Source organism: Neptuniibacter sp. SY11_33 (genome assembly GCF_047778025.1).
In the GTDB taxonomy this organism is placed as follows: domain Bacteria; phylum Pseudomonadota; class Gammaproteobacteria; order Pseudomonadales; family Balneatricaceae; genus Neptuniibacter.
On record NZ_CP180543.1, the window covers coordinates 1,673,745 to 1,687,722 of the forward strand.

General features: G+C 44.8%; 8 protein-coding genes. All 8 read left to right on the forward strand.

What is annotated here, in order from left to right; all coding sequences use genetic code 11:
- The first annotated feature begins 129 nt into the window (after positions 1–129).
- Positions 130–645, forward strand: coding sequence for an Hcp family type VI secretion system effector (locus tag ACMXYV_RS07920; RefSeq protein WP_415891233.1), 516 nt, complete (start codon positions 130–132; stop codon positions 643–645).
- 103 nt (positions 646–748) lie between these two features.
- Entirely contained in the window at positions 749–1,399 is a 651-nt protein-coding gene (gene tssJ / locus ACMXYV_RS07925; protein ID WP_415891234.1) for a type VI secretion system lipoprotein TssJ, read from the forward strand.
- Positions 1,400–2,752 (forward strand): type VI secretion system baseplate subunit TssK, encoded by a 1,353-nt coding sequence (gene tssK / locus ACMXYV_RS07930; protein ID WP_415891235.1) that lies wholly within the window; start codon positions 1,400–1,402, stop codon positions 2,750–2,752. It abuts the gene before it with no gap.
- A 14-nt stretch (positions 2,753–2,766) separates the two neighbouring features.
- Complete coding sequence (gene tssL / locus ACMXYV_RS07935) at positions 2,767–4,293, forward strand: type VI secretion system protein TssL, long form (protein WP_415891236.1); 1,527 nt, start codon at positions 2,767–2,769, stop codon at positions 4,291–4,293.
- 37 nt (positions 4,294–4,330) lie between these two features.
- Positions 4,331–7,894: a type VI secretion system membrane subunit TssM gene (gene tssM / locus ACMXYV_RS07940; protein WP_415891237.1), complete on the forward strand. Its 3,564-nt coding sequence runs from the start codon at positions 4,331–4,333 to the stop codon at positions 7,892–7,894.
- Complete coding sequence (gene tagF, locus ACMXYV_RS07945; protein WP_415891238.1) at positions 7,894–8,574, forward strand: type VI secretion system-associated protein TagF; 681 nt, start codon at positions 7,894–7,896, stop codon at positions 8,572–8,574. The genes tssM and tagF overlap by 1 nt, the downstream gene beginning before the upstream one ends.
- Positions 8,567–9,307: a PP2C family protein-serine/threonine phosphatase gene (locus tag ACMXYV_RS07950; RefSeq protein WP_415891239.1), complete on the forward strand. Its 741-nt coding sequence runs from the start codon at positions 8,567–8,569 to the stop codon at positions 9,305–9,307. The genes tagF and ACMXYV_RS07950 overlap by 8 nt, the downstream gene beginning before the upstream one ends.
- A gap of 20 nt (positions 9,308–9,327) precedes the next feature.
- Positions 9,328–13,971 carry a protein kinase domain-containing protein gene (locus tag ACMXYV_RS07955; RefSeq protein ID WP_415891240.1) on the forward strand — a complete coding sequence of 1,548 codons (4,644 nt, stop codon included), beginning with the start codon at positions 9,328–9,330 and terminating at the stop codon, positions 13,969–13,971.
- The last annotated feature ends 7 nt before the right edge of the window (positions 13,972–13,978 follow it).

Genomic DNA, 13,978 nt, shown 5'->3' on the forward strand with positions numbered 1-13,978 from the left:
GCGTGCTTAAAGTGACTTGGATGGTAATTCTGGTTGTAGGCCGCTAAGGAATAGGGTTTTTGAAAGTTGGCATGCAGATTGAATGGGTGGTTGTGAAATTTTTTAACCACTAAATCTAAGGAGAGATATATGCCAACTCCAGGTTATATGTCCATTGAGGGTGAAACTCAGGGCAACATCACTGAAGGCGCTAACAGCATGGAATCCATGGGTAACCGTTTTCAGGAAGATCATGAAAATGAGATCACTGTTCAAGGTTTTGAACACCAAATTTTGATCCCACGTGATCCGCAGAGTGGTCAGCCAAGCGGTCAGCGTGTTCATGATGCGTTTGTTATTACAAAAATTTACGACAAGGCTTCACCAAAACTGTATGAAGCTTTGACAAGTGGTGAGCGTTTACCAAAAGTTGTGTTGAAGTGGTACCGCACGTCTATGACGGGGCAGCAGGAACATTACTTCACCCACGAACTAGAAGACGCAATGATCGTTGATATTAAGGCGAAAATGCCTAACTGTCAGGATCCAGACATGGCTCACTTCACGCACATGGAAGATATTGCGTTAACTTACCGTAAGATCTCTTGGACGCACGAAGTAGCAGGAACGTCTGGTTCTGATGACTGGCGTGTACCTAAAGCTTAATTTATCTAAATTAAGTTTAAGGGCTGCCAATCCGTTTTGCGGATTCGGCAGCCTTTTGCGTTGTTTGCAGTACTACATGGAAAAAGACTAAAGGAGTTAGATTATGTCATTGAGGTTTGAGAAAGGTTACAGGGCAATGTTCTGTATGTTGTTATTTCTCTCTCTTAGCGGGTGTTTATCTGTTGAAGTAAAAGATGATACGCCACCGGATTCTAATCTTGCTCTGGCTATATCGGCCCATCCATTAACTAATCTCGATCTCTCTGGTAGGCCTTCTCCTACGGTTGTTAGAGTTTATCAATTACGTAAAGAAGTTGATTTTAAAGAAGCCAGCTTCTTCGATCTATACGATCAAGATAAGGCGCTCTTATCTGCAGATCTATTATCTCGTGAAGAATATGTCGTTGCCCCGGGCTCTTTTGTAAATCACCAATCTGTTATTGACCCCGATGCGCATTTCGTTGCGGTGATGGCAGCATTCCAGAATACAGATAACGCGATTCATAAGCAGATTCTCCAGATTCCAAGCCAAGCTGATGTTTCGCTAGTGGCTTATCTAAACGCGAATGTACTGACTGTTTCACCAAACGGCAATATAACAGCGCAAGCAGCTACGCCTTCATTAGCTGCACCGTCTCTGCAGGCATCACAAGGTGTAAAGGTAGAAGAGGGTAGTGTGACTGTTAATCCAATGAAACTGGAAGATTGTAAGAAAGCCGGTTTGCTTGATGTATTAGTTAAAGAGGGTTGTTAATTGACTAACAAAGTTATCTGGCATGAGGGGATGTTTCTTCGCCCTCATCATTTCCAACAGTTTGAGCGCTATATCTCGAAAGAATTAACTAATCGTAATCGAGATCTCACGCCTTATGCTTGGGGTTTTTCGACGCTCAAGATCAATCAATCACATTTAGAAATTGGCGAGCTTACGCTTGAAGAGTGCGCAGGTATTTTCCCGGATGGAACTAGCTTTAGTACGTTGACGGGAGATGCGCCACCGCTATCAATTCGTGTTCCAGATTCCATTGAAGATGCCGTTGTTTATTTAGCGATTCCTTTGCGTCAGGAAGGTACGGCAGAGATCGGTGAAAGTGATCACCGTAATAGTCTCATTAGATATCTACCAAGATCGCTTGAGTTAAAAGATGCATCTGATGAGCACGGTGAAAATTCATCGATCCAAGTCGGTGAATTACGTATGCGTCTTTTTGTCGAACCAGAGCGTGGCGATGATTCACTGGTTGTGCCTGAAGGGTACACTCAGATTGCGTTTGCACATATTGAGGAAGTTAAGGGCGGAAAAATTCGTTTGCGTCGTGATTTTATTCCTACGGTACTTCATACCAAGGCCTCGCCATTATTAACTGATTTTGTAACAGAGCTTCATAGCTTAGTTATGACCCGTGCAAGAGAACTAGCGGGTCGTGTTGCTGGTGGTGGCGGTAAAGGTGGTGTGGCAGAAGTCACAGACTTTATGCTGCTACAGATTCTCAATCGTTTAGACCCAGTGCTTAATCTTCTTCGTGATTTGGAAGAGCTGCATCCGCTTGGTTTGTATGAGAGATTGCTGGGTATGGCAGGTGAGTTATCAACGTTTATGAAGAAGGATAAGCGTTCACCTGAATATCCCAAATATGAGCATGAATCACTCTTTGAAACGTTCTCTCCACTTTTTGTCGATCTGAGAGAGTCTTTCGGCACCGTGCTGGAAAATATCGCAGAGTCTATTCCGTTATCACCACCGCAATATGGGATTCGTGCGGCACGTATCAACGATAGATCCTTACTCAAAAGTGCAGACTTCGTGCTGGCCGTTAGCGCCCAAGTACCGCAAGAAAAATTGCGAAAGCAGTTACCTGCTCAAATGAAAATTGGGCCTGTAGAGCAGATCCGCGAATTAATCAGTAGTGCGCTACCAGGTATTCCAGTTAGTGATCTGCCGGTGGCTCCTCGAGAGATTCCGTATCACGCAGGTTTCACTTATTTCCAGTTAGATATCAGTAATGCGCTATGGAAAAACCTGCAGCAGTCAGGCGGAATCGCATTCCACATAGGTGGCGATTTTCCGGGACTCGAGTGTCAATTTTGGGCGATTAAACGGCGGTAATAGAGAGTTTATTCATGGAAGACCAAACAATTATTAGGCCTACACCGGGCGGCAGAAGACCGCAGCGAGATGGGCAGCAGAATCAGGGGCATGCGGGCTCACAACAGGCACCTCAATACACACCGGAACAGCCCTATAATGGACAAGCGGTTCCTCCCGGTGGGTATCAGCCTGCTCAGCAGCCTCACTCTCAAAACCCATCAAATTCCAGCTACGGACAACCGGCGCATGAATATACTCCTCATCAAGGTCATGTTGGGCAGCCTGCTCAACCAGCGGCTCCTGCGTATCAACCTAGCCCAGCTGCTTATGATCAACAGCATCATCAATCAGCGGTACCTATGTATGAAGAGAACCCTCTGATTGCTATGGTTTCGCCGTTGTTAACGTTCGCGAGTAAAATACAGAGTGCATCAGAGTGTCCAAATCTTGATGAGTTTCATCGTTACGCCTTAGATCAACTTAATTTCTACCGCAGTCAGGGATGGGGAATACAGGCCGATCCAAATACAGCTCATCAAATTAGTTATGCAATGTGCTCTCTGGTAGATGAAATTGTATTAAATACACCTTGGGGTAGCACAAGCCGCTGGTCTGGGGACAGTATGCTTATCAATCTGCATCAAGAAGCTTGGGGTGGGGAGAACTTCTTCCATTACCTTCAAGAATTGATGCAAAGACCTGCTACTAGTTTGTTGGTTTTAGAGTTTTACTATTGCTGCTTATCACTAGGTTTTGAAGGTAAATACCGTCGTCTCTCTAATGGTAGGAGAGAATTAGATCAACTCCGTAGTGAGCTTTATGTCCTCATAACTAGACATCGTAATGGAGCAGCATTGCCATTATCACCAGCCTGGCTGGGATTAGATGTCGCTCATCAAGGCTTTGTACGCCATCTTCCTCAGTGGGTTATTTGGTCGGTTGCTTTACTACTCTTATCTTCCTCTTTTATTGGTTTTAACTGGTATTTAAACCAAAAGTCAGATCAGGTTATGGCGAACTTGGCAGCAGTAGGACAGGCTGACCCGTTGCAAGTTACGCCTGTAAATATCGATAAACTTAATCGTTATGTTCCTGCTGCACCGCCAGTCCTTGATTTCCAACGTTTAGATTTAGTTGGGATTCTGACACCGGCACTCAAATCTGAAATAGATAATGGTGTGATTGAATTGATCGATGACGCTACCCACACCCGTGTTCGTATCCGTCATACCAAACTGTTTGCATCTGGTCAGGCTGAGCTATCTCCTCGGTTTATTCCTCTGATAGAGAGAATCGGTGAAACCATTCCCGAACTGTCTGCACCGATTGAAGTGCAAGGGCATTCGGACAACATTCCAATTTTCTCGGCAAGATTCCCATCAAACTGGGTTCTTTCAAAAGCTAGGGCTGATTCAGTGGGCGACTTACTGAAAAGTAAATTGTCGGCTCAGCAAGTGATTCGTGTAGAAGGGTTGGCGGATAGTGAGCCTTTAGTACCGAATTCTTCAGCTAAAAACCGAGCACTAAATCGACGTGTTGAGATCGTTTTACGCAAGTAGTAACGAATTTTCTAGGGATTGAAAAACAGGTTTTGTCGTGAAAAAGATTGTTAGTTTTGTAACGAATAAGTGGTTTCTACAACTGTTAGGTCTGGTGTGTGTCGCTCTGTTGATCTGGTTTGTTGGCCCGTTGATCGCGATTGCTGATACGTACTTTTTATCGTCTGATTTTGCTCGATTATTAGCAATTGTTATCGTTATTACATTATGGGGTGCAAACGTTGCTCGGTTGCATTGGCAGTCGAAAAAGAAAAATGAACAGTTGATGGAAAACCTTTCCAGCAACCATCAAGTAGAGTTACGTGAAGAACAAGCGACAGCTGAAGAACAAAGCGTTATTGGTGAACGTTTTGATGAAGCGCTGGAAGTTCTGAATTCCAAGGGTAAAAAAGGAAAGTACGCCCTATATGAATTGCCTTGGTACGTCATCATTGGCCCTCCTGGCTCAGGTAAAACCACAGCCTTAGTTAATTCGGGACTTCATTTCCCGCTTGCAGACAAAATGGGCAGTGAAGCTATTCAGGGCATCGGTGGCACACGTCACTGTGATTGGTGGTTTGCTGATGAAGCGGTAATGATAGACACCGCAGGCCGTTTTACGACCCAAGATAGTCATGAATCGGTTGATAAGGCTGCATGGCAAAAGTTTATGGAGTTGTTGAAGTTTAACCGTCCTCAGCAACCGATTAACGGCGCTATCATCGCTATGAGTATGGCCGATCTGATGCAGCAATCAGACGAGGAACGTCGTCAGTGCGCTAAAACTATTCGCCGCCGTATCGAAGAGCTGCAAGACAATCTTGGTATTAAATTTCCGATCTATTTCACCTTTACCAAGTGTGATTTGATCCCCGGTTTTAGCGAGTTCTTTGATAGCTATGACAAAGATGCGCGTGGACAAGTTTGGGGTGAAACTTTTGGTATTGATGCCAACGGACAATGTGATCTTCCTGTTGAGCAATACCCTGAGCGTTTTCAGCAGCTAAGCACGCGTCTGCAACAGCAAGTATTAGAGCGTTTACACCATGAGCACGATCCGGACAAACGCGGATTGATCCTTGGATTCCCTAGTCAGTTTGCTGGTTTGCGAGATATTGTGTCTCTGTTCCTTGCTGAAACATTCTCTAGTAGCCGTTACAGCGAACCAGTATTGCTTAGAGGTGTTTACTACACGAGTGGTACGCAGGTGGGATCTCCGATCGACCGCTTGCTGGGTAATCTTGTCCGCAGCTTCGGTTTTGGTCGTGCAACAATGGTTGGTGGCTCCGGTAAAGGCAAAAGTTTCTTCATTCGAGATCTGCTAACCAAAGTTATTATTGGAGAAGCGGGTGTTGCTGGATTGGATCAAGGCTTACTACGCAGAAAAACATGGCTTCAACGTTTAAGTGCGGTAGCAGCGTTGCTTGTGGTAGGTGTTGGCTGCAGTGCTTGGGCGTGGTCTTACTTCAATAATAATCAAAGTATCGAAAAATCCGCGACTGAATTAGCAGAAGTACAGAATCTTCAAGTAACCGAACCTTTGGCGAGTGCTGATTTTAGAGCGGTACTGCCAAGTTTAGATAAACTTCAAAAATTACCTCATGTTTATGCGTCTGCTGGGATCGACCACGGTTTTGGTCTTTTTCAGGGTGATAAGGTTAAACAGGGTACCGACAGTGCTTATCGCAAATGGCTAGAAAGTCAGTTCTTACCTGTACTTGTTGCGCGCATAGAAGAGCTGATCATTGCGAATGATCCACGCGACACCAATGCTTTATATGAGCTGCTGCGCGTCTATCTCATGTACGGCGGTGTACGTGACTATGATGCTGAGCTCCTTAAAAGCTGGGCTATGCTAGATTGGCAAGCTGATAACGAACTCACTGATGAAGAGTTAAATCACTTAGAAGTACATCTAGATACACTGCTTAATGATGGTTTTTCCCCTGTCGCTATGAACGATAAGATCATCACCGAAGCACGTAAGAACCTATCGCGTGATCCGCTGGAAAAGCAGGTATATCAGGCTGTTAAACGAGAGCTACAAGAGAGCCGGACGCATGATCTTATTCTCGATGACGTTCTAGGCCCTTATGGCTTTGATATCTTCAAAAGCAAAATGGGTCAGGACTTAAAACAGTTTGTAATGCCTGGCTTTTTTACCAAAAAAGGTTTTTATGAGCTGTTTCTGCCGAACAGTGTAGAGATCTCAAAACGTTTCCTAGAAAACAACTGGGTTATGGGTGAGCGCTATCAACAGGCTAATATTGATCTAGATGCGCTGCAGCGTAAAGTTCTCAACCTTTACTACGCGGATTACATCAAAAACTGGGATGGCTTATTGGATGATCTAACCGTTAAGCGTCCAGCTAATGCTCGAGATAGCGTTCGTCAGGTCAGCATTTCAGCCGGTATCGATAGTCCTGTTCGTTATCTTTTAGAAGCGGTAAAAGAGCAAACGACGCTGACTAAATATATCGCGGCAGGGCAAGGTGAAGGGGGCGAAGAGCTTGCACGTTCTGTCGCGAGTTTGAACCAAAAAGCCGCTGTTCAGCAACAACGCGTTAGTAAGCTATTACGAAATGCTAAAAAATCAGGTTTGCTAGATAAGTTAGGCGGCAACCTTGGTGAGCGTGTAGAACGTCATTATGCGCCGTATCACAAACTACTTGAGCGTCGCGGTAATAGCACATTGTTTGATCGTTTAAGTGATGACTTGGCGAATCTCGGTTTGTATATGGACAGTGTTGCTAATTCATCCTTCTCAAGCACAGGTGCACTCGATGCAGCACAAAATCGTTTAGCACAAGGCGGCCAAGACCCAATAGGTAAAGTGAACAGCTATCAACATAGCTTGCCACCAGTAATGCAGGGTTGGGTAGGTGATCTTGGTACTCAGAATTGGCAGATGATGCTTAAAGGGACCTTAGATGAGTTAAACCAACTTTGGCAGACTCAGGTGTACCAAGAGTGTAAAGCCTTTGTAGCAGGGCGTTTCCCACTTGATCCTAATTCGCCAACCGAATCGACATTAGAAGACTTTTCGCGTTTCTTCGCGCCACAGGGAACATTGGATACGTTCTTCCAAAGCTACCTAAGAGATTTTGTTGATACCAAAGGGCGGACTTGGGTGGAGCGCAAAGTCGATGGCCAGTCTATTGGCTTATCGAATCGGACCCTAGCGCAGCTTCAAAGGGCAAGCAAAATTCAGGAATTGTTCTTCCGCAACGGTCAATTGTCTGTTCCTTTTGTGATGCGACCGCTAAGTCTTGATGCCAGAGTTTCAAAGTTTGAAATGACGTTAGGCGAACAAAACATTACTTACCGTCATGGTCCACGTCGTCCAATAAACCTTAATTGGCCAACCCCTAGTACAGATAGTGTAACGATGTCACTTCAAAGTCAGGTGGGCATGCTTTCCTCACGTTCAGAAATTGGCCCTTGGGCTTGGTTCAGAGTGCTGAATAGTGCCAACTTGAATAAAACTAACAATCCAGCCATTTACCAAGTGACGTTCGATGAACAGGGCCACAAAGCGATGTTCGAATTAAGAGCGCTGAGTGCTATTAACCCATTTGGTCATGATTTGTTATCAGGCTTTTACTGCCCGGAGACGCTGTAATGGAGCAGAGAGCCGGCTTTTACGGCAAGATGCCTTGCCGTGGAGACTTTGTGACTAGGGGGCTACCACGGTCGTTGGTCGATAACTTTGATCAGTGGTTTCAGCAGGGGTTACATACAGCTAAAGGTTGTTTAGGTGACGAGTGGAATGCGCGTTATACCGTTGCCCCTATTTGGCGCTTTTTCATATCTGCTGGTGTGTTCGATCAGAACCCTTGGCTTGGGGTGTTTATCCCGAGTATCGACAAAGTTGGTCGTCAGTTTCCTTGCTTAATCGCGTTGCCAGTCAATCAACGATTAGTAACTTATGAGCAGGTATTAGCACAAGAAACGGTCTATCAGCGAATAGAAGACCTGCTTTTAGATACCTTAGAGCTGGATTTTAATTTCGATCAGTTTTGCGAGCAGGTAGATGCTTTAGCGCTGAGACCAATCTCTCCGCCAACTGAGTTACAAGCTGTCAAAGGCGAATTACCGCTGATGCAAAATATTCACTCCATGCGTTATCAATATCATTTTTTAGATTTGGTAACTGCGGTGGAATATCCCGTGTTATGGATGAGTGAAGGGACTGAAGGTGTAGAACCGCAATTCTTGGTGAGCTCGGGCTTGCCGCCTACTGAGCACTTTTCGCATTTTATTGCAGGTATTGAATATGCTGAGGAGTGTGCGGATGCCTAGACAGCTTACCTGGCGTTCTGTCGCCCGAACTGAAACGGGGCATGTCCGTAAAATCAACGAAGATGCGCTATTCACCTGTGATCAGCAGGCTCATTGGGCCGTTGCGGATGGTATGGGCGGACATCATGCCGGTGATGTTGCAAGTCAGCTGGTGGTCGAGCGGCTAAGTAAACTCCCAGTAGGAGAAAACCTCGCTTGCCGCATAGATAGGCTAGAAGACACGCTAGTTGCAACAAACCAAGAGTTACTGAACATGGCGGGTGGTAATGGCAAAGTCATTGGTACCACGGTGGCCGGTCTGATCTTCGATGCCAATCGATATTTGGTTTATTGGTGTGGTGATAGCCGTGTATATCTACTTCGCAACGGTTGCCTTAACCAAGAAACGGTCGATCACACGCTTGTTCAAGAGATGTTAGAGCAGGGACGAATTAACCCTGTTGATGTACTTAACCATCCTGAACGTAATGTGATTACGCGTGCGGTAGGAGCAAATGATTCTCTCTTTATCGATATGGATCTAAGGCCCTTGCAGACTGGCGACCTTTTCCTTATTTGCAGCGACGGGCTAGATAAAGAGATAGGTGAGAACGAATTGACTCAGCTCCTGAATCAATCAGCGCGCGATATTAACCAAGGCATCGATCTTTTAATGTCGAAATGCTTAGAGCGGTCGGCAAAGGACAATATAACGCTCGTATTGGTTAGTGTTGAAGAAATAGAAAGTATCTAGTGGAGCTTTAAGTAGAAGTCATGGAGTTATTTAAGGCTGAGCTACAAAGTTATATTCGTAGCGAAACGGATTTACAGTCATTAAAAACCGTTATTCAAACCACCCTAATAAGCGATTCTAAAAATGCGGATCGTATCAAAGAGGGTTTAACTAAATTAGTTAAGGCCGGTCATCTCGAGGCCGCTGTAGCTAAGGAGCTAACGGAGACCGTTGATTACTTTGTCGCGCGTCATAAAGCGCCAAGCGCAGAAGCGGTTACAGAGGGTGCCACTCAAATAGCGGCAGAAGATCAAACACAAATAGCAGCTAATCCTACATCAGATCCTGAAGATCAAACGGTTGTTGCCAAAACCGAACAAGCTGCAATGGCTAATGATGGTGAAGACCATACTCAGATTGCTCAGCAGGAAGATGCTACACAAATTGTTCGAAGTGATGATGCAACAAAGATCGACGTAGTTGGAGATCGCTCTGGCTTTACCTCTCCGACATCGAGAACGAGTAATACCAGTACAACGGCAAAATGGTCCAAGCCCTTCGAAGGTGAATCAGATAAAACTGATCACACCCTCAATGTTGGTTCTATTATTAAAGACCGCTTCCGACTAATCGAATTTATTGGTTGCGGTGGTATGGGGGATGTCTTTAAAGCTGAGGACCAACGCCGCATCGATGCTCAGGACGTTGAAACATTAATCGCGATCAAAGTCCTTAATAATAACTTTAGAGACCATCCAGAATCGCTTCGATCCTTGCAGCGCGAAGCACGAAAAACACAGAACCTAGCCCACCCAAATATCGTAAACGTATTCGATTTTGACCGCGATCAGCACCATGTTTATATGACCATGGAGCTAATGTTGGGTGAGCCGCTTAACAAGGTCATTAAGGCGAATCCAAAGGGTTTAGCTCTTGATACGGTATTTCGCTATGTAGCAGAAATGGGTGCTGCGCTGAGCTATGCGCACCGAAGGGATATCGTACATTCCGATTTTAAGCCCAGTAATATCTTCCTAGATCAAAACACAATCAAGGTGTTCGATTTTGGTATCGCTCGAGCTGCAAAAGAGGGGCAAGCCGATACATTTGATGCCGGTGAACTAGGTGCATTAACACCTAACTATGCATCCCCTGAAATGCTTGAAGGTGCGTTCCAGGCTGACCCTAAAGACGATATTTACGCTCTGGCTTGTATTACTTATGAGCTATTAACCGGTAAGCATCCTTTTACTGAAAAAGGTAAGAAAGTCCCTGCAGATCAGGCAAGAGATAAGGGTCTAGCGCCTGCACCGATTAAGAGTTTAAAGCGCAAACAGTGGAAGGCATTAAAGCAAGGTTTAAGCTTTGATCCTGTGCTTAGAACGCACTCGGTAGATCAATTCCTCCAAGGCTTCCTGCCAGAAACACATCAAGCGGGCTTATTGGCCAAATGGTATGTGTGGCCTTTAGCGGCGACCGTTTTATCAGCTTTGGCTTATTTCCCAGTTAGAGATTTTCTGGATGAAAAGGAGCTGGATGATTTAGCCGATGATTTAAAGAATGGCTCTGAAAGTGACATCTTAAACTGGTTGGGTGAAGTCGAGAGCATGCCTGAAGAAGAACGTATTCGTTACTTCAACGATACACGGGTAAAAAGCTCACTGACGAAATTCTTCATCACTCGAATGAATGACCAAATCAATGAAGATCAATACGCTGAAGCCGAACGTGTTGCAGCAAGAGCATTACAGATATATGAGGATTCTCGTCGTTTATCAGATCAAAGGGAACTGGTTAGTAAACGTAAAGCAGGGCGTCTCAACGAGCTAAATATTGAGCTAAATAACTATCTGAGTAGCGAACTAAACCTATTTATAGAAAAGATAGAGCAATTCCCGAAACTGTTTGAATCTATCAAGCGAGTCGATCATAAAAACCCGATGCTTGAAGATCCTCGTGTTCCTCATAGGATGGTTGAAGCGGTCGATTGGTTAACTGGGCAAAACCAATTTGAACGTGCTGGAACAGTGAGTGGGGTGGCTAAAGGGATTTTTCCTGAGAATCAGTCCATTATCGTTGCTGATAATCAAATGAAGCAGCTAAAAGGCCGTTTTGAGCAAGCTAACCTGATTTCAAATTATGAGAAAGAGTTAGCCTCTGTTGACGAACTGACACAGCTCTCTGATCTCTCTTCTTTCAAAAAGGCGGCATCTGAGCTTAATCGATTAGCGCCACAAAGTAAGACGTTAATCCAGTTTAAGAATCAAGCCTCACCGATAATTGAAGGTCATCTAGCTAAGATGATGACGGAGGCGCAATGGTTTTCAGCGAAAGATCAGTTTGCTCAATACCAGCTCTATCTAAACGATGGCGTATCCAATGATTTAAGCCAGAAAATTGAGAAAGGTATCCAGTCATATCAGGCCTCATTGGCGGAGAATGAAAAAACGATTCTTACGGCAATCGAACAAGGTGATTTGACCAAAGCTGAAAGGCTGTTAGATCAATTTGAGGCACCGTCTGAGATTAAGCAAACGGTCGCAACACGTTTAGCTAAAGCCTATTTGAAAGATGCGCGTATCTCACGTGAAAACAGTCAATGGGAGCAATCAGTCTCATTGATAGAGAGAGCGCGTAGTATCAATACCGAAGCTGGTTTTAGCCAATTGCTTGATACAGAACTGCAAATTATTGAACAAAACCGCAACGCCTCAAGTTCAGGTGATATGAAGCAGCTAAAAGCGGAAAGAGAGGCAGAAATTGCTGAGTATCAAAAGCAGTTGAATGTTCTTTTGACTCAGCCATTAAATTCATCGCTTCTTAATGATGTTCAACAGACATTGGATAAAGTCGAGCAATTAAGACCAGATCACCCATTGCTTAAAGATATTCCGCAGCGCTTTGCATCGAGTTATCTAAACCAAGCTGAGCAACTTGAACAACAAGGCAACTTAAAAGGCGCTGCAGAGTTACTAACGGAATATAACACGGCCTTTCCTGATAACCCTCAAATAGAAAGTGCCTTGAAAACGTTTGATCAAGGGTTGGCAGAACAAGCGCAATCAGAACGGTTTAATCAGCTTAAACAGAACATTTCTCAGCAATTGTCGCAAGTTAGTCAAAACGCCAATTGGGAATCTGAGCTCAATCAAAGCTTAAAAGAGATAGGTTCATTAGGCGCTACAGAACATCAGATTGCTTCATTGAATACCAATATTGCTTTGCAGCTATCAAAAGTTGCTTCGCAATATTCGGATGAAAAGCGCTTCTCTGAGGCACTCGATCTTCTAGCGAAAGCAGCAACCTTTGACCCAAGCTTAGGCACATTAAAGGGGTTAGAGCAGCAGATAACGGCGAGCCAAACAGCCTGGGTAAAAGATAAGCAAATTAAGAAGCAACAAGCAGAAATTCAGGGCTTGAAACAAACCTTACAAACCCAGCTTCAAGCGAATGACCTCCCTCGTGCCGAACAAAGTTATAAGCAACTACAAACAATGTTGGGTGAGAACGACCCTTATATTCAGAGTGAAGCGAACCCTGCTTTTGTCGAAACATACTTACGCTTAGCAGACCAATTAGCACGGCAAACCAGGCTGTCTAAGGCGGCGCAGTTATTAGAGTCGGCTAAAAAGTATTCTGTCGATACTACCGTGATTGACGAAAAAATTGCTGGCTATAACCGCGATGCTAAATTGTGGCGTATTGGGCAGGCAATCAGAAGTATCTCGTATGATTCGTTTGTATCAGCACATCAGCAATTGACAGAAATAGAGCCGGAACTGGAAGACGAGAGAGCTAAAAAATTACATACCGACCTGACCAATGCCGTGCTTAAGCGCTATGAGCAGTTAAAGGGAAGTAGGGCTGAAGCTGCAAACAAACTAATCAGGAAAGCCAAAGAGCTTTACCCTGACCATGCAGAAATTCAGAAGATCAAACTTAATAAACTCGCACCTAAGCCTCCTGAACCAGAGCCTCCAGAACCAAAGCCGGAACCGGTTAAAACAGAAGAGGCTAAACCCGAAGTCACAGAGCAAAAGCCAAGCGTGCAACCGCCGAAAGTCACGGCTACAGGTAAAGCATGTTCGCCTAGTCTGGCAGGGTTAGGTCGTAATGTTAAAGCGGTTTGCTATGACATGGTTTCCCAGCAAACCAAAGCGCCTTACATGATTGTAATACCTTCCGGTGCTGGTGGACCGTTTGCAATCAGTAAATTTGAAATAAGCATCGATGATTACAACGCCTTCTGTAAGCAAACGGGTTGTAGTTTACGTTCTGGCAGTGGTCGATCACCTGTTACGGGTGTTAGTCAGAGCCAAGCTGTGGCGTATGCAAAGTGGCTAACGCAGGTAACCGGTCATCAATATCGTTTACCTAAGTACAAGCAGTGGAAGCATGCTGCACTGTCTGGAAATAAACGCCAGCCGAATAACTTTAACTGTCGTTTAATGCAGGGCGACACCATCTTGAAAGGGCATGCACCTGTATCTGTTCGCAGTGGATCAGCGAACAATTGGGGCATGATCAACTATCTAGGTAATGTGCAAGAGTGGGTTATTCATCAAGGTGTAGCTAAAGCAGCGGGCGGGCATTACGCCGATAAGATGTCGAATTGCTCCGTGGATTTAGTCCGCAACGCTTCGGCGGATTCAAAAACTGGTTTTAGACTTGTCCGGTCGTTATAGGGGTAGG

Coding starts and splice junctions, on each gene's coding strand:
- ACMXYV_RS07920 (WP_415891233.1), top strand. CDS start 130: ATGCCAACTCCAGGTTATATGTCCATTGAGGGTGAAACTCAGGGCAAC.
- tssJ (WP_415891234.1), top strand. CDS start 749: ATGTCATTGAGGTTTGAGAAAGGTTACAGGGCAATGTTCTGTATGTTG.
- tssL (WP_415891236.1), top strand. CDS start 2,767: ATGGAAGACCAAACAATTATTAGGCCTACACCGGGCGGCAGAAGACCG.
- tagF (WP_415891238.1), top strand. CDS start 7,894: ATGGAGCAGAGAGCCGGCTTTTACGGCAAGATGCCTTGCCGTGGAGAC.
- ACMXYV_RS07950 (WP_415891239.1), top strand. CDS start 8,567: ATGCCTAGACAGCTTACCTGGCGTTCTGTCGCCCGAACTGAAACGGGG.
- ACMXYV_RS07955 (WP_415891240.1), top strand. CDS start 9,328: ATGGAGTTATTTAAGGCTGAGCTACAAAGTTATATTCGTAGCGAAACG.